At 62.0% G+C, this 16,872-nt stretch carries 15 protein-coding genes; 7 read left to right on the top strand and 8 right to left on the bottom strand.

The window, feature by feature from the left end:
* Window positions 1-834 precede the first annotated feature (834 nt).
* From ACFZPT_RS17890 to ACFZPT_RS17880, 3 genes are read right to left on the bottom strand one after another with little or no spacing between them, the layout of a single operon-like run.
* Window positions 835-1,815, bottom strand: a complete 981-nt coding sequence (locus ACFZPT_RS17890; RefSeq protein WP_034115182.1) for a hypothetical protein — start codon at window positions 1,813-1,815, stop codon at window positions 835-837.
* Window positions 1,816-2,700 (bottom strand): neutral zinc metallopeptidase, encoded by an 885-nt coding sequence (locus tag ACFZPT_RS17885; RefSeq protein WP_034100865.1) that lies wholly within the window; start codon window positions 2,698-2,700, stop codon window positions 1,816-1,818.
* Window positions 2,701-2,753: 53 nt separating this feature from the next.
* Window positions 2,754-3,170 (bottom strand): membrane lipoprotein lipid attachment site-containing protein, encoded by a 417-nt coding sequence (locus ACFZPT_RS17880; RefSeq protein ID WP_034100864.1) that lies wholly within the window; start codon window positions 3,168-3,170, stop codon window positions 2,754-2,756.
* A gap of 198 nt (window positions 3,171-3,368) precedes the next feature.
* Between ACFZPT_RS17880 and ACFZPT_RS17875 the strand changes: the two genes are divergently transcribed.
* The gene (locus ACFZPT_RS17875; RefSeq protein WP_034100863.1) at window positions 3,369-4,247 is read left to right on the top strand and encodes a DMT family transporter; all 879 of its coding nucleotides are present in this window, start codon (window positions 3,369-3,371) and stop codon (window positions 4,245-4,247) included.
* Between the two features lies 1 nt (window position 4,248).
* On the opposite strand, the gene ACFZPT_RS17870 is transcribed toward ACFZPT_RS17875, so the two are convergent.
* Window positions 4,249-5,583: an MFS transporter gene (locus tag ACFZPT_RS17870; RefSeq protein WP_034100862.1), complete on the bottom strand. Its 1,335-nt coding sequence runs from the start codon at window positions 5,581-5,583 to the stop codon at window positions 4,249-4,251.
* 224 nt (window positions 5,584-5,807) lie between these two features.
* Between ACFZPT_RS17870 and quiC the strand changes: the two genes are divergently transcribed.
* Together quiC and ACFZPT_RS17860 are read left to right on the top strand one after the other, a co-directional pair.
* Window positions 5,808-7,709 carry a 3-dehydroshikimate dehydratase QuiC gene (gene quiC / locus ACFZPT_RS17865; RefSeq protein WP_034115181.1) on the top strand — a complete coding sequence of 634 codons (1,902 nt, stop codon included), beginning with the start codon at window positions 5,808-5,810 and terminating at the stop codon, window positions 7,707-7,709.
* 78 nt (window positions 7,710-7,787) lie between these two features.
* Window positions 7,788-8,453, top strand: a complete 666-nt coding sequence (locus ACFZPT_RS17860) for a TetR/AcrR family transcriptional regulator (protein ID WP_034100949.1) — start codon at window positions 7,788-7,790, stop codon at window positions 8,451-8,453.
* 133 nt (window positions 8,454-8,586) lie between these two features.
* Here ACFZPT_RS17860 and ACFZPT_RS17855 read toward each other — a convergent pair whose 3' ends face one another.
* The 4 genes from ACFZPT_RS17855 to ACFZPT_RS17840 all read right to left on the bottom strand — a co-directional run bounded on the left by ACFZPT_RS17855 (window position 8,587) and on the right by ACFZPT_RS17840 (window position 12,437).
* A complete protein-coding gene (locus ACFZPT_RS17855) occupies window positions 8,587-9,435 on the bottom strand; it encodes a shikimate dehydrogenase (RefSeq protein WP_034100860.1) in 849 nt (282 codons plus the stop codon).
* Window positions 9,435-9,881: a type II 3-dehydroquinate dehydratase gene (gene aroQ / locus ACFZPT_RS17850; protein WP_034100859.1), complete on the bottom strand. Its 447-nt coding sequence runs from the start codon at window positions 9,879-9,881 to the stop codon at window positions 9,435-9,437. Before aroQ ends, ACFZPT_RS17855 begins: the two co-directional genes overlap by 1 nt.
* A 184-nt stretch (window positions 9,882-10,065) precedes the next feature.
* Window positions 10,066-11,145 (bottom strand): tRNA (uridine(54)-C5)-methyltransferase TrmA, encoded by a 1,080-nt coding sequence (gene trmA / locus ACFZPT_RS17845; protein WP_034100858.1) that lies wholly within the window; start codon window positions 11,143-11,145, stop codon window positions 10,066-10,068.
* A complete protein-coding gene (locus tag ACFZPT_RS17840; protein WP_034100857.1) occupies window positions 11,142-12,437 on the bottom strand; it encodes an NCS2 family permease in 1,296 nt (431 codons plus the stop codon). The genes trmA and ACFZPT_RS17840 overlap by 4 nt, the downstream gene beginning before the upstream one ends.
* 188 nt (window positions 12,438-12,625) lie before the next feature.
* Here ACFZPT_RS17840 and ACFZPT_RS17835 point away from each other — a divergent pair, with 188 nt between their 5' ends.
* From ACFZPT_RS17835 to ACFZPT_RS17820, 4 genes are all read left to right on the top strand, one after another.
* Complete coding sequence (locus ACFZPT_RS17835; RefSeq protein WP_034115200.1) at window positions 12,626-13,072, top strand: DUF4879 domain-containing protein; 447 nt, start codon at window positions 12,626-12,628, stop codon at window positions 13,070-13,072.
* Between the two features lie 96 nt (window positions 13,073-13,168).
* Entirely contained in the window at window positions 13,169-13,693 is a 525-nt protein-coding gene (locus tag ACFZPT_RS17830) for a (2Fe-2S)-binding protein (protein WP_034115179.1), read from the top strand.
* Window positions 13,690-14,679 carry a xanthine dehydrogenase family protein subunit M gene (locus tag ACFZPT_RS17825; RefSeq protein WP_034115178.1) on the top strand — a complete coding sequence of 330 codons (990 nt, stop codon included), beginning with the start codon at window positions 13,690-13,692 and terminating at the stop codon, window positions 14,677-14,679. Before ACFZPT_RS17830 ends, ACFZPT_RS17825 begins: the two co-directional genes overlap by 4 nt.
* Window positions 14,676-16,859: a xanthine dehydrogenase family protein molybdopterin-binding subunit gene (locus ACFZPT_RS17820; protein WP_034115177.1), complete on the top strand. Its 2,184-nt coding sequence runs from the start codon at window positions 14,676-14,678 to the stop codon at window positions 16,857-16,859. The genes ACFZPT_RS17825 and ACFZPT_RS17820 overlap by 4 nt, the downstream gene beginning before the upstream one ends.
* The last annotated feature ends 13 nt before the right edge of the window (window positions 16,860-16,872 follow it).

The following is a 16,872-nucleotide window of genomic DNA, read 5'->3' as shown; positions in this document are numbered from 1 at the left end:
AGCGGGCTTGTCCCGCGCTGGGCTGCGAAGCGGCCCCAAACTCAGGCACCTCGGAGTGTCAGTTGAAACCACATCGCCTGGATTGTGGCTGCTTCGCAACCCAGCGCGGGGCAAGCCCGCTCACCACAGCAAGCCCAGGTCACCACAACGGTGAGTCAGCAATAGCTGGGCTGACTGACCCACTGCTAACGGGCATGGCTCCCTACCCACCTTCAGTGAACCGTCACCTCAGTAGATGAGGCTCTTGTGGTGAGCGGGCTTGCCCCGCCGCGCTGGGCTGCGAAGCGGCTCCAAACTCAGGCACCTCGGAGTGTCAGTTGAAACCACATCGCCTGGAATGGGGCTGCTTCGCAGCCCAGCGCGGGGCAAGCCCGCTCACCACAACAAGGCCAGGTCACCACAACGGTGAGTCAGTAACAGCTGGGTTGACTGACCCAGCGCTATCGGGGCATGTGTCTATACCTATCTTCAGTGAAACACACCTCAGTAGCTGCGGCTCTTGTGGTTAGCGGGCTTGCCCCGCGCTGGGCTGCGAAGCGGCCCCAAAGTCAGGCACCTCGGAGTGTCAGTTGAAACCACATCGCCTGGAATGGGGCTGCTTCGCAACCCAGCGCGGGGCAAGCCCGCTCACCACAACAAGCCCGGTCACCAAAGCAAGGCCAGGTCACCACAATAAGCTCAGGTCACCACATTAAGCCCAGCTCACCACAACAAGCCCAGCTCACTACAAACAGCCGAGTTCACCACAGAGTTATTTCAGCCTTTGAGGGTTGTGTGGGTACCTATGGCTATCGGGTGCTAGTTCCTTCCCACAGGTTGGGCCGGTTTGTTCAGTTAAAGCTGGGGAAACAGTACTTTCTGGCCTTCGGGTGATCTGAGCATGCCATCGCCGTTATGCCCCACCCCTGGCACTTCCACCAGTTCTTGGCGCAGCTGCGGATGGCGTTGCTGGAGGTAGTCAAAATAGTTGTGCCCGCGAATCAGCCGATAGGCGCCCTGGGCCTCGGCCTCGCAGCCTTTATCCAGCGCGGGGTGGTTGGGGTTGGTGTCTTGTTGGCCGAGCAGATACGTGATGGTGCGTGACACGTAGGTTTGCTCAAGTTGCGCGGCGTTTTGGCCGTTGGCGTAGGTCGGCAGTTTTTGCAGGCCGTATTTCCAGTCGTCGAAACCGGGGCAGGTCGCCGCGTCGAACGGCACGGGCCGTTGCGGGCTGAAGTAGGCGTAGGACGATGGATTGGCCACCACATAACGCAGGCGGATGCCTTCGTGATGCAAGGCCGGATGGTCATGACCGAGAAGGGCAAAGCGCTGCACCACTTGGCCGCCGCCGGAATGACCGGCGACCACGATGTCCTGGAGTGCCGGAAACAACCGGCGATCCCCCAGATGCTCGATCAGTTGGTCCAGCGCGCCGTAGGAACTGACGCGATCTGCGCCCGTGGACGGTTCGCCGGCCATCCACTCATTGCCTTTCCAGCGCAGCACCCTGTTGTCCAAGTGATTGCGCTGCGCATCGGCCTCGTTGAGAAACTGCGGGGCGATTACCAGCGTCGTATCGGCCTGGCCCGCCTGTTCGGCGGCGGCTTCGGCACTGTGCAGGTAGGTCTGCGCATTGCGCAGGCGACCGTGCACGACGATCAGCACGCGGGTGACATGGGGCAGCGGCTGGCCCCAGTCCTGGCTTACACCCAGGCTTAAGGCGCCGGCCTCCAGCTGGAAACGCTCAGGGCTGACTACCTTGACCCCATGCTCGACGGCCCCGGCGGTAGAGCAGGCCAGGCACATACCCAGCAGCAATCCTGATCGTTTATGCATTTACAGGCTCTTGGCGTTAAAGGTGTCGCACTGGCTGATCTGGCCTTGGGCGAAGCCGGCCTTGAACCAGCGCACCCGCTGCGCGGAGGTGCCATGGGTGAACGAATCCGGCACCACGCGACCCTGGCCTTGCTGCTGCAAACGGTCATCGCCGATGGCGTTGGCTGCGTTCAGGGCTTCTTCGATGTCCCCCGGTTCCAGCCAGTTCAGGCGTTTTTGTGCGCGGTTGGCCCACACGCCGGCAAAGCAGTCGGCTTGCAGTTCCTGACGCACCAACAGCCCTCCGTCGCCCTGCATTTGCAGGCCTTGCTGGCGCGCGGCCTGGATCTTCGCCGAGATGCCGAGCAAGGTCTGCACGTGGTGCCCGACTTCGTGGGCGATCACGTAAGCCTGAGCGAAGTCGCCAGCGGCCTGGAAGCGTTGGGACATTTCTCGGAAGAAGTCCAGGTCCAGGTACACCTGCTGGTCAGCCGGGCAATAAAACGGACCGCTCGCCGAAGTGGCGCCACCGCAGGCGGAATTGACCCGGCCACGGAACAGAATCAGCTTGGGGTTCTGGTAGGTTTTGCCATTCTCCTTGAACACCTGGCCCCAGGTGTCCTCGGTGTCGCCCAGCACTGCGCGGACGAAATCGGCCTGCTCATCGTTGGCCGGTGGCGCCTGGCGCGTCTGGGTGCTGACCGACGGCGCCTGCTCCATCTGACCGGTCAACTGGCCGAGGATTTGCATCGGGTCCTGGCCGGTCAACCAGCCGATACCGACAATCAGCACAATGGCCGTGAGGCTCAGGCCCTTGCCGCCGCCGAAGCGCATCCCGCCGCCACCGCCACTGTCATTGCGGGCATCCACCACGTTGTCGCTGCGTCGGCCTTTTTTCCATAGCATGGGGCAATCCTCTTGATGAACGGTCCTACAAAATATTGAGATGAGTATGGCCGTTAATCGCGGCAATACCCTTCGCCGGTCACCACAACCAGGCAGTCTTTCTTGTCCGCCAGCCATTTGAGGCCGGTCGCCGCGCCATCACCGGCGCGCAGCAGTTGCGGGCCGTCCGGACGGTTGAAGGCGATCCCGTCTTCGGCCGCTTCACCCTTGAAGGTGCCGCTGTCATCGGCGTCGAGGCCGTATTGCATGGTGAGGATGTAATGACCGCGGCCGATGCTGTCGTCCTTGGCGATGGTCAGGTGCAGGCCTTCGACGCCGACCCATTTGCCCACCCACTGATCGGTTGGTGGGGTTGGCGGAACCAGGGTCGCTTGCACCGACGCGGGCGCGGGTTTCGGCGCTTGCTTGGCCTCCTGGTTACAGGCGGCGAGCAAGGCGAGGGTGGAGAGAACAAAGAGAGTTTTTTTCATAGCGGCAAAGCCTTGATTAAAAAATGTGCAACGGGAAGGCGACGTGCAGGCTTGGACTCGATTCCCATGATTTAGTGCGCTGTTCGCCCGGTGTTTGGTTATGCTCTCGGGGCAGGCTGCGGCCCGCCTGCTAGATTACCGGGTTGAGCGCGGCCTCGTTCAGTGCTCAGCGTTAAGCCCGCCACGCAAGAGAATTCCATGACTGTCAGTACCCCGCTGTCCGGCGTCAACCATCCTTTCAAAGGCATCCTGCTGATTGTGGTGGCGACTTTTCTGTTTTCCAGCCACGACGCGCTGTCCAAATACCTCGCCGGGTTCTACCCGATTGTTATGGTGGTGTGGGCACGCTATGTGGTGCACACGGTGCTGATGGCCGGGATCTTCCTGCCGCAATCGGGGTTGCGCGTGCTGCGCAGCAAACGGCCGGGGATGCAGGTGGTACGCGCGTTGTGTCTGTTGGGTACCAGCCTGTTCTTTACCACTGCGCTGCATTACATCCCACTGGCCGAAGCCACTGCGGTGAACTTCCTCGCACCGATTCTGGTGACGGCGCTCTCCGTGCCGCTGCTGGGTGAGCATGTGACACGCGGCCAATGGCTGGCGGTGATCTGCGGGTTTATCGGCGTGGTGGTGATCATCCACCCCGGTGGCGAACTGTTCACGCCGGCGGTGCTGCTGCCGTTGTGTTCGGCGATGTTCTTCTGCTTTTACCAGTTGCTGACGCGCATCCTCAGCCAATACGACACCCCCACCACCAGCAACTTTTTCGCCGGGCTGTGCAATACCTTGGTGATGAGTGCGCTGGTGCCGTTCTTCTGGCAGGTGCCGACCCTGTGGCACGGCGTGATGATGCTGGCCTTGGGCACCTGTGGCATGACTGCGCACTTGATGCTGACCCAGGCGTTCCGCTTTGCGGCGCCGGCCTTGCTGGCGCCGTTCGGCTATTGCCAGATCGTCTTCGCGGGTTTACTGGGCTGGCTGGTGTTTGCCCATACCCCCGATATGACCACGGTGGTCGGCATCGGGGTGATCTGCATGAGCGGGTTGGCCGCTGCCTGGCAGCAGCGGCGGCGGTGAGTCAAACGTCGACTTTGGGAATCTTGCGCGGCGCCATGAAGTACATCCAGGTCAGCGCGATGAAGTACATCGCCGGGATCAGGGTGAACAACACGGTGTAGTTGTTGTTAGTCACGGTCAGGATATGGCCGACGATCTGGGTCATGAACATGCCGCCGATGGCCGCGCACATGCCGCCAAAGCCGAACACCGTGCTCATCATGTGCTTGGGCGTGTAGTCCATCACCAGGCTCCAGATATTCGCGGTCCAGGCCTGATGCGCGCCGATGGCCAGGGAGATGGCAAACACCGCCACCCACAGCTGGCTGGAGCCGGCCGCCATGATCACGCCGACGATGCAGCAGGCAAACAGCAGCATCGACAGCAACCGTGCCTTGATCGAGTTCATCCCCCGGCCGATCAAGAACGAGGAAAGAATCCCCCCACCCACACTGCCGAAGTCGGCTGTCAGATAAATGATGATCAGCGGGATGCCCATCTGCGTCACGTTGATGCCCAGGTTGTATTGCTGGTTCAAAAACGGTGGCAGCCAGTACAGGTAGAACCAGAACACCGGCGCGGTCAGCGAATAGGCCAGGGCAAAGGCCCAGGTGCCACGCATGCGCAGGATACGGCTGAAGGGCACGCGCGGTTGTTCCGGTTCGGGTTCTTGTTGCACGTAGTCCAATTCGGATTGTTTAACCGTCGGATGATCTTCGGGGTTGTAGTACTTCAGGCCCCAGCACACCAGCCAGATGCCGCCCAGTGCCGACATGCACAGGAACGCCGCCTGCCAGCCCCATACATGCAAGATCAGCGGCAGCAACATCGGCGTCATCATCGCGCCGACGTTGGTGCCGGCGTTGAAGATGCCGGTCGCCACGGCCCGCTCGCCAGCGGGGAACCACAGGCGGGTGGTCTTGACGCAGGCCGGGTAGTTGGCGGCTTCGGTCAGGCCGAGGATAAAGCGGCAGACCATAAAGCCTACGGCGGAGGTGGCCAGGCCGTGGGCGCCGGTGGCCAGGCTCCACAGCAATACCGCGAAGAAGAACACGCGCTTGACGCCAACTCGGTCGATCAAGCGACCCTGCAGCACAAACCCGATGGCGTAGCCGACTTGGAACCAGAAGTTGATGTTGGCGTAGTCCATCGCCGTCCAGCTCATTTCCTTTGCTAGGATCGGCTGCATCACGCCCAGGGCGGCGCGGTCGATGTAGTTCAGCGTGGTGGCGAAGAACACCAGGGCCAGCATGCCCCAGCGGGTTTTACCCACGGCCAGGGCGCCGCGGATCTTGCTGCCGATGCCGGCATGCGGCATGCCTGGGCGCTCGGCCAGGACGGAGTTTTGCAGAGGCATGAGGTCGTACCCGTTTTTTGAAATTTTTATGGTGTGATCTGGGTCTTTTGTGAACGTTTGTTGCCTGATCGATGGTGCGCAGCGGTTAAAAAAATCGTCAATTCGCCAGAAGGGCATAGTGTTCGATAATCGCCCGAAAAACTAACCGGTTCGTACATTTTAATTGCTGCCGTTAGGCTGGGGGCGAATAATTTGCCATAAACAACCATTGCCGGGAGTTTTCCATGCAACGTTCCATCGCCACCGTTTCCTTGAGCGGCACCCTGCCGGAAAAGCTCGAAGCCATTGCCGCCGCCGGGTTCGATGGGGTGGAAATCTTCGAGAATGACCTGTTGTATTACGACGGCAGCCCGCGGGAAGTGCGGCAGATGTGCGCCGACCTGGGCATCGCTATCACCTTGTTCCAGCCGTTTCGCGACTTTGAAGGCTGCCGCCGCGACCGCCTGGCGCGCAATCTGGAGCGGGCAGAGCGCAAGTTCGATCTGATGCAGGAGCTGGGCACCGACCTGGTGCTGGTGTGCAGCAATGCCTCGGCCGATTGCGTGGGCGACGAATCCATTCTGCTGGATGACTTGAGCCTGCTGGCCGAACACGCCGGCAGACGAGGCTTGCGCATCGGCTATGAAGCCCTGGCCTGGGGCAAACATGTGAACACCTGGCAGCAGGTATGGAACCTGGTGCGTCAGGTGGATCATCCGAGCCTGGGGGTGTTGCTCGACAGTTTCCACACGTTGTCACTCAAGGGCGACCCGAGCGCCATCGCGCAGATCCCTGGCGACAAGATCTTCTTCGTGCAAATGGCCGATGCGCCGATCCTGGCCATGGATGTGCTGGAGTGGAGCCGCCATTTCCGTTGCTTCCCGGGGCAGGGCGAGTTCGACCTGGCCGGGTTTCTGGCGCCGATTATCAAAAGTGGGTACACCGGGCCGCTGTCCCTGGAAATCTTCAACGATGGTTTCCGTGCCGCGCCGACCCGTGCCAATGCCGCCGACGGGCTGCGCTCGTTGTTGTACCTGGAGGAGAAAACCCGTCAGCGCCTGGCCGAGGAACAGCCGGCCGCACCGCTGGATATCCTGTTCGAAACGCCGCCCGCCAGCGAGTACGACGGCATCGAGTTCCTCGAATTTGCCGTGGATGAAAGCCTCGGCGCCAAGCTCTCCCACTGGTTGGAGCGTCTGGGCTTCGTCAAGGCTGGGCAGCATCGTTCCAAGGCCGTCAGCCTGCTGCGCCAGGGCGATATCAACCTGATCCTCAATTGCGAGCCGTATTCCTTCGCCCACAATTTTTTCGAAGCCCATGGGCCGTCGCTGTGCGCCACGGCGCTGCGGGTAAAGGACAGCGCCAAGGCACTGGAACGCGCGGTGGCTTATAAAGGCCAGCCTTATCGCGGCCTGGTCGGGCCGAACGAGCTGGAGCTGGCGGCGGTGCGTGCGCCGGACGGCAGTCTGATTTACCTGGTGGACCCCAGCGAAGGCGGGCTCTACGACACCGACTTCAACCTGCAACCGACCACGGCTTGCGGCGGCGGCCTGCTGCGCATCGACCATATGGCCATCGCCCTGCCGGCCGACAGCCTCGACAGTTGGGTGCTGTTCTACAAGAGCCTGCTGGATTTTGAAGCCGACGATGAAGTGGTGCTACCCGACCCCTACGGCCTGGTGAAAAGCCGCGCATTGCGTAGCCGCTGCAGTTCGATTCGCTTGCCGCTGAATATCTCCGAAAACCGCAACACTGCCATCTCCCACGCGCTATCGAGCTATCGGGGCTCGGGGGTGCATCATATTGCCTTCGACTGTGCGGATATTTTCGCCGAGGTGCGCAGAGCTAAAGAGGCCGGCGTGCCATTGCTGGATATCCCGCTCAATTATTACGACGACCTGGCGGCGCGCTTTGATTTCGATGACGAGTTCCTCAGCGAGCTGGCGTACTACAACGTGTTGTACGACCGCGACGCCCAGGGCGGTGAGTTGTTTCACGTCTACACCGAGCCCTTCGAAGGACGGTTTTTCTTCGAGATCATCCAGCGCAAAAACGGCTATGCCGGTTACGGCGCGGCCAATGTGGCGGTACGCCTGGCGGCGATGGCCAAGTCGCGCAGTGGCGCGGTGCGCCAGGCGCGGCTGTGAACCCTGGCCGGGTGCTTCCTTCGGGGAGCGCCCCGGCCCATAATCGCGGCCTGCCTAACAACAATGGCCGTGAGCACCATGACGTCGAGTCCCGAACTCCCCGCAGTGTCAGACGCACCGCGCAAGAGTCGTAAGAACAATCCAGAAAAGACCCGCGAAAACATACTGCAAGAAGCCATTGTCGAGTTTGTTCAGCAGGGTTTGGCCGGCGCGCGCGTAGACGCCATCGCCGAACGCATCCACACCTCCAAGCGCATGATCTATTACTACTTCGGCAGCAAGGAGCAGCTGTACGTCGAGGTACTGGAAAAGCTCTACGGCGATATCCGCAATACCGAAACCCGCATGAACCTCACGGCGCTGGAGCCCCGTGAAGCGATCCGTCGGCTGGTGGAATTCACCTTTGATCATCACGATCAGAACGTGGATTTTGTGCGCATCGTCAGCATCGAAAATATCCACAACGCTGAATATGTGAAGCGTTCGGACTCGATCAAGGCCATGAACAGCAACATCCTCGAAGCCCTGGGCGCCACCTTGCGCCGAGGCGCCGAAATGGGCCTGTTCCGCGAAGGCCTGGAGCCGTTGGATGTGCACCTGCTGATCAACTCGTTCAGTTTTTACCGGGTGTCCAACCGCCATACGTTCAGTGAGATCTTTCAGATCGAACTGTCGGATGAGGCGGTTAAACAGCGCCACCGCGATATGCTCTGCGACTCGGTGATGCGCTACCTGCAAGCCTGAGGCCTCAGGTTGGAATGCATACCAAGTGAGAGGGGGCTTGCCCCCGATAGCGATGCGTCAGTGACAGTTGGGCTGACTGAACCACTGCTATCGGGGGCAAGCCCCCTCCCACATGGTGATCTGGTCTTGTCAGTCAGGTATTCATGCTTTTGAAGTGCGTCAGCATGCGTTGCGCATCCGGCACTTTACCGCTGAACAATTCAAATGCTTTCACCGCCTGGAACACCGCCATATTGCCGCCGTCCAGCGTGCGGCAACCCAGGGCGCGGGCATCCCGTAGCAGTTGGGTTTCCAGCGGGAAGTAGACGATTTCCGCTACCCACAGATGAGCGCGCAACAGCGCCGCCGGCACCGGTGTACCGGGAAGCTTGGCCATGCCCATCGGCGTGGTGTTGACCAGGCCATCGGCTTCGGCCATGGCGTTTTCCAGGCCGCCGCCGACTTGAGCGCGGCCGCTGCCGAAACGCTGTGCGAGGTTATCCACAAGGTCGCGGGCGCGGATCGCGTCCACATCGAAAACACTCAACTGCTCCACCCCTTCAGCCAGCAGTGCATGCGCCACTGCCGCGCCTGCACCGCCGGCACCCATCTGCACCACACGCTGGCGCGGCACGTCATTGAGGTTGCGCCGGAAACCTTCGGCAAACCCCAGGCAATCGGTGTTGTGGCCAATGCGTTTGCCGTCCTTGAACACCACGGTATTCACCGCGCCGATGCCTCGGGCTTCGTCGGACAATTCATCCAGCAGCGGCAGAATCGCCTGCTTGCACGGGTAGGTAATGTTCAGCCCGGTAAAGTGCATCAGCTCGGCGGCGCGTAGGAGGTCGGGCAGGGCCTTGATATCCAGGCCCAAGGGATCAAGGTCGATCAGTTGGTACAGGTAGCGTAGGCCCTGGGCATCGCCTTCCTGTTCGTGCAAAGCGGGTGTGCGGGAGGCCTGGATGCCAGCGCCAATCAGCCCGGCAAGAATGCGCGGTTTCATCAGGCACGTCCTTTGAGCAGATGGCTGAAATGTTCCAGGGCCAGGTGGTAGCCGTGGCTGCCAAAACCGGCCAATACCGCTTTGGCGATGGGCGACACAAACGAATGATGCCGAAACGCCTCACGCGTATGCACATTGGATAAATGCACTTCGATCACCGGCACCTCGCTGGCTACCAGCGCATCGCGGATTGCCACCGACGTGTGGGTCCAGGCGGCAGGGTTGATCACGATACCGGCGCAGCGCGCACGGGCGCCGTGGATCCAGTCGAGCAGCTCGCCTTCGTGGTTGGTTTGGCGGAATTCGATTTTAAGCCCCAGTTGCTCGGCGCTGCGGCCGCATAGAGCCGCCACGTCGGCTAGGGTTTCATGCCCGTAGGTGGCGGGTTCGCGGGTGCCGAGCAGGTTGAGATTGGGGCCATTGAGCACCAGCACGATGGGCGGCATGAGGGGGTATCTCCACAGTTCTTGTTGGTTGTGGAGATAAAATGTACCGGATGGTTAATTTGGTCAATTGCCAGCGCGGCATGTGTTCGATTATCGAACCGTTAATCAAGGAAGGGCAGGTATAGCACGCTGCGCGGCCGCTTAGCCAATGGCTCGGGCGGCCGCGCATGGAGCAATGGAACGTTCAGCGTCGGGTCAGCAACACACCCGATTCCATATGGTGCGTCCACGGAAACTGATCAAACATCGCACACCGGGTAATGCGGTGGGTGTCATGCAGTTGGGCGATGTTGGCCGCCAGGGTCTCCGGGTTGCAAGAGATGTACAGGATGTTGTCGAAACGCCGGGTCAATTCGCAGGTGTCCGGGTCCATGCCGGCACGCGGCGGGTCCACAAACACGCTGCCGAACTCGTAGCTTTTCAGATCGATACCGTGCAGACGGCGGAACGGGCGCACTTCGTTGAGGGCTTCGGTGAGTTCTTCGGCGGACAGGCGCACCAAGGTGACGTTATCCACCGCGTTTTCATCGAGATTGCTCAGTGCCGCGTTTACCGAAGTCTTGCTGATCTCGGTGGCCAGCACTTTGCGCACGCGGGTGGCCAGGGGCAGGGTGAAATTACCGTTGCCGCAATACAGCTCCAGCAGATCGTCCGGGCGATCGCCCAAAGCCTCGTAGGCCCAGTTGAGCATCTTCTGGTTCACCGTGCCGTTGGGCTGGGTGAACGCGCCTTCGGGTTGACGATAGCTGAAGGTGCGGCCGCCGACTTCGAGTTTCTCCACCACGTAATCGTGGCCGATCACATCGCGTTTGCCCTTGGAGCGGCCGATGATGCTCACGTTCAGGTCAGCGGCGAGCTGGTTGGCCGCCGCGTGCCAGTGCTCGTCCAGCGGGCGGTGATAGCACAGGGTGATCATTGCATCGCCGGCCAGGGTGGTGAGGAACTCCACCTGGAACAGCTTGTGGCTCAGAGCGGCGCTGGCTTGCCAGGCGGCCTTGAGTTGGGGCATCAGCTGGTTGATGCGAGCGCTGGCGATAGGGAAGTCTTCGATCAGGATCGGCGTGCGCTTATCGTCCTGGGAAAACATCGCGTAGTGGCGCTCACCGCCCTCGCGCCACAGGCGGAATTCCGCGCGCAGGCGGAAGTGCTGCAGCGGCGAGTCGAACACCTGCGGCTCGGGCGCATCGAACGGGGCGAGCAGGTCACGCAGGCGCGTGACCTTGTCTTGCAGTTGAGCGGTGTAGCGTGCGGCGTCAAAAGTCATGCGTTGAACCAGCCCAGCTTGATCACGAACAGAATCGACAGAATCACCAGCGCCGGGTTCAGCTCACGGTAGCGGCCCGAAAGCAGCTTGATGGCGGTCCAGGCGATGAAACCGAAGGCGATGCCGTTGGCGATGGAGTAAGTAAAGGGCATCGCCAGGGCGGTGATCACCACCGGCGCTGCCACAGTGATGTCGTCCCAGTCGATTTCAGCCAGGCCGGAGGTCATCAGTACGGCGACGAACAGCAGCGCCGGCGCGGTGGCGAAAGCCGGAACACTGGCGGCCAACGGCGAGAAGAACAGTGCGAGCAGGAACAGGATCGCCACTACGATGGCAGTCAAACCGGTACGGCCACCGGCGCTCACGCCTGCGGCGGATTCGATGTAGCTGGTGGTGGTCGAGGTGCCCAGCAGCGAACCGGCCATGGCTGCGGTGCTGTCGGCGATCAGTGCACGGCCCATTTTTGGCATGTGGCCGTCCTTGCCCATCAGGCCGGCGCGCTTGGCTACGCCGATCAGGGTGCCGGAGTTGTCGAACAGGTCGACGAACAGGAAGGCGAAGATCACGCTGACCAGGCCGATATCCAGCGCGCCTTTGATGTCCAACTGCAGGAAGGTCGGGGCCAGGGACGGTGGCATCGAGGTCACGCCGCCGAATGGGGTGAAGCCCATCACAATCGACACGATGGTCACCGCCAGGATGCCGATCAGCACCGCACCGCGCACGGCCAGGGCTTCCAGCGCGACGATCAGCGCAAAGCCCAGGGTGGCGAGGATCGGCGCCGGTTGTTTCAAGTCGCCCAGGCCAACCATGGTGGCCGGGTTGCTGACTACGATACCGGCGTTGTGCAGGGCGATCAGCGCCAGGAACAGGCCGATGCCGGCAGCAATCGCCGAACGCAACGGCAAAGGGATGCTGTTGATGATCCACTCACGGATGCGAAAGATCGACAGCAGAAAGAACAGCACCGCCGAAATGAACACTGCCCCCAGCGCCACTTGCCAGGTATGGCCCATGTGCAGCACCACGGTGTAGGTAAAGAAGGCATTGAGGCCCATGCCTGGTGCCAGCGCGATCGGGTAGTTGGCGATCAGGCCCATCACGGTCGAACCGATGGCGGCCGCCAGGCAGGTCGCGACGAACACCGCGCCTTTGTCCATGCCGGTTTCGCCGAGGATGCTCGGGTTCACGAACAGGATGTAGGCCATGGCCAGGAATGTCGTGATGCCCGCGAGAATCTCGGTGCGCACGTTGGTGTTGTGTGCTTTGAGTTGAAACAGCTTTTCCAGCATGCCGGCTCCCTGTGACGCTATTTTGCGTCGTGATTTGTTGACCTCTAAGTCAAAGCACAAACTGCGCCAAGCGCCTGTGGTTTCAGAGAGGATCGGAAAAAGCGGCGCATCATACCAGCAGCCGAGGCTGTGTGGCGCATGGGCTTGAGGCATACTGCGCCGACGTTCAATTCACGGTCATCGACAGCATGAAAAAAACCAACGCGTGGAGTCTAGCTCCGATCACCGCTATCAGCCTGTGGCTCGGCGCGGCACCGGTGTGGGGCGCGACTGCACCGGCCTTGAGCGAGGTGCGCGTGTTTCAGGTCGAGTCGGCGCGCTGCAAGGAAAGCATCCCCGAACGCATCACCTCCACGCAGATGTGCACGCACCGTGGGCCCACCCAGGTGTCGGTGATGGAAGTGGGGCTGGGCAACAACCCGGTGGGGCTGTTCAATGGCGCCGTACTGAACGGCCAGCGCACCCCGGTGTGCCAGGTTGGCAGCATCAGCCAGGCGTGCAACGGCGCGGGGACACTGATGGGCTACATCTATGTATTCGAAATGGATGTGCAGGCCCCAGGCTGGTTCGAATACAGCAATTCCTCGATCAACCCCCCGCGAAACACCTTGAAGACCCAGCTCAATATCCGCTGATCAATCATCTTGAACGCTCAAAACCCCGGGAAGTCGTACCCCTGAGACGGCGATTTTCCTGAACGCCGCGGATGCAGACCAACCCGTGAGGTGTTTATGAGCGCAACCCCCCAAGGCGCGGCGGCCCAGCCGTTTGCCCGCCACTCGATACGCCTGACCCTCAATGGGCAGGCCCGCCAACTGGACGTGTTGCCCTGGACCACGCTGCTGGACCTGCTGCGCGAACAACTGGATCTGGTCGGCAGCAAGAAAGGCTGCGACCACGGCCAATGCGGTGCCTGCACCGTATTGCGCGACGGCAAGCGCGTGAACGCGTGCCTGACCCTGGCGGTGATGTGCGACGGTGCCGAGTTGACCACCGTCGAAGGGCTGGCCAGTGGCGACCAGTTACACCCCATGCAACAAGCCTTCATCAAGCACGATGCCTTCCAGTGCGGTTATTGCACCCCTGGCCAGATCTGCTCCGCCGTCGGCCTGGCCAACGAAGGCCGTGCCCACGACAGCGCGCAAATCCAGGAACTGATGAGCGGTAACCTGTGCCGCTGCGGCGCCTACAGCAATATTCGCGATGCGATTGAAGAGGCCCTGCCGGCCTGCCGTACGGCGGGAGGCGAGCAATGAACCCGTTCCAGTACAGCAAACCGTCCGACGTGCACGAGGCCGTGCACTTGAGCAGTGCCGCGTCGCGTTTTATTGCCGGCGGTACCAACCTGCTGGACCTGATGAAAGAAAACATCAGCCGCCCCGAGCACCTGATCGACATCACCGGCCTGCCGCTGCATGGCGTCGAGCCCACCGCCGAGGGTGGCGTGCGCATTGGCGCGCTGGTCAGCAACGCTGATCTGGCCTGGCACCCCTTGATCGAACAGCGTTATCCGTTGCTGTCCCAGGCCATCCTCGCCGGTGCCTCGCCGCAACTGCGCAATATGGCCAGCACCGGCGGCAACCTGTTGCAGCGCACCCGTTGCTATTACTTCTACGACGCCAGCGTGCCTTGCAATAAACGCGAACCCGGCAGCGGTTGCCCGGCGCGCACCGGGTTGAATCGCATCCACGCGATTCTCGGCGCCAGCGCGCAGTGCGTGGCGACTCATCCGTCCGACATGTGCGTGGCCCTGGCGGCGCTGGAGGCGCGGGTGCATGTGCAAGGGCGCGGCGGTGCGCGGGTCATCGAGTTCGCCGACTTCCACCGTTTGCCCGGCGATGCGCCGCAACGGGACAACCAGCTGGCCGACGATGAACTGATCACTGCTATTGAATTGCCTGCCGACCATCTGGCGCGACACAGCCATTATCTGAAGATCCGTGACCGGGCGTCCTACGCGTTCGCGTTGGTGTCGGTGGCTGCCGCTCTGGAGTTGGACGGCGATGTGATCGTCGACGCGCGCCTGGCCCTGGGCGGCGTGGCCCATAAACCCTGGCGCGACCGCGCGGTGGAAGCGGGATTGATCGGGCAGGCCGTCAGCCGCGAGACCTTCAGCCTCGCCGCCGATGCGATGTTGCAGGACGCCGAGCCGCTGGAACACAACGCTTTCAAGGTCAAGCTGGCACGGCGCGCAATCATCCGCGCCTTGAGCGATGCCGCTGTCGCAGGAGAACGCCCATGAGTGCCGTCGGAAAACCCCTGGACCGTGTCGACGGTCTGCTTAAAGTCACCGGCCAGGCGCGCTATGCCGGCGAATTTGCGCAGCAGGACCTGCTGCATGGCAGCGTGGTGTCCAGCACCATCGCTAAGGGCCGGGTGGTTCGTATCGATGCGTCCAAGGCTCTGGCTCTGCCGGGTGTGGTCATGGTGCTCGATCACAGCAACCGGCCGCGGCTGGCCAGCTATGACGACGCGTTTGCCGATGCCGATGCCGCCGATGGTTCGCCGTTTCGCCCGCTGTACAACGACCGCGTGCTGTACAGCGGCCAGCCCCTGGCCTTGGTGATTGCCGACAACCTGGAGCTGGCGCGACATGCCGGTTCCCTGGTGCGCATCGAATACGAGCGCGATGAATTCGAGACCGACCTCGTCGCCCAGCAGGCCGAGGCCCATCCCTCGCCACAGACACCGCCCGCGCCGCGCGGGAATTTCCAGGCCGAGTGGACTGCTGCCGCCGTCAGCCTGGACGTGCACTACAGCACCCCCATCGAACATCACAACCCCATGGAACCCCACGCCAGCACCGTGCTGTACCAGGCGGACGGCACCCTGCATATCCATGACAAAACCCAGGGTCCGCAGAACTGCCAGGCCTATGTGCAGAAAGTGTTCGGCCTGGATAAAAGCCAGGTGCGGGTGTTCGCCGCGTTTGTCGGCGGCGCTTTTGGTTCCGGCCTGCGCCCGCAGTACCAGTTACCCCTGGCGGTGATGGCGTCGCTGGCGCTCAAACGCTCGGTTCGCGTGACCCTGACCCGTCAACAGATGTTCACCTTCGGCTACCGCCCACGCACCCTGCAGCGCTTGCAAATGGGCGCCGCCACCAACGGCCGCCTGCTGGCGCTGGGGCACACGGCGATTGGCCAGACCTCGCGTTTCGAGGACTTCAGTGAACACGTGGTGGAGTGGAGCGGCATGCTCTATCACTGCGACAACGTGCAGTTGACCTATAAGTTGGTGCCGCTGGATGTGTTCACGCCGTTGGACATGCGCGCGCCCGGTGCCGCCCTCGGGGTGATCGGCCTGGAATGCGCCATGGACGAACTGGCCTGCGCCCTGGCGATCGACCCGGTGCAACTGCGCCTGATCAACTACGCCGACCGTAACCAGAACGAAGACAAACCCTGGTCGAGCAAAGCCCTGCGCGAGTGTTACACCGAAGGCGCCGAGCGCTTCGGCTGGAGCCAGCGCAACCCGGAACCGCGCAGCATGCGCGACGGCCGCCAATTAGTGGGCTGGGGCATGGCCGGCGGGGTGTGGGAGGCCATGCAAATGAAGGCCAGCGCCAAGGCGCGAATCGATGCCGAGGGCAAGCTCGTGGTGAGCAGCGCCACCACCGATATCGGCACCGGCACCTACACGGTGATGACCCAGATCGCCGCCCAGGCCAGCGGGGTAGCCGTGGACGACGTGCGTTTCGTGCTCGGCGACTCGTCGCTGCCCACCGCGCCGTTGCAGGGCGGCTCGTTCACTGTTTCCTCGGTGGGCACCGCTGTGCAACAAGCCTGCGAAGCCTTGGCCGCCAAACTGTTGAGCGTGGCGCGGCAGACCTATCCGGTGTTCAAGGACGCTGAGACGGTGCGCTTTGAGGATGGGCAACTGCACGCGCGTGACGTGAGCGTGTCGTTGGCGCAGCTGGTCAAGGACAGCGGTGAGGACGCCCTGGAGGTGCAGGTCGACAGCGAGCCGGACAAAAAACGCGAAGGCTATGCTACCGCCACCCATTCGGCGGTATTCGTTGAAGTGCGCGTGGATGAAGACCTCGGCACTATCAAGGTCAGCCGCGTGGTCAGCGCAATTGCGGCCGGGCGCGTGGTCAACCCGAAGATGGCCCGCAGCCAGATCCTCGGCGGCGTGGTGTGGGGCATCGGCATGGCCCTGCACGAAGAGACCCAGATCGACCATCAACTTGGCCGCTACATGAACCACAGCCTGGCCGAGTACCACATCCCGGTGAATGCCGATATCGGCGACATTGACGTGGTATTCGTCGAAGAACACGACGAGATCGTCAATGCGCTGGGGTCCAAAGGCGTCGGGGAAATCGGCATCGTCGGCGTCGCGGCGGCAGTGGCCAATGCGGTGTACCACGCCACCGGCAAGCGGGTGCGGGACTTCCCGATCACCCTGGATAAGGTGCTTTGAAATGTGGGGGCTT

Origin of the sequence: Pseudomonas sp. MD330_10, assembly GCF_042610415.1 — a bacterium.
Taxonomy (GTDB): Bacteria; Pseudomonadota; Gammaproteobacteria; order Pseudomonadales; family Pseudomonadaceae; genus Aquipseudomonas; species Aquipseudomonas rhodesiae.
This window is presented reverse-complemented; position numbering and strand designations above follow the sequence as displayed.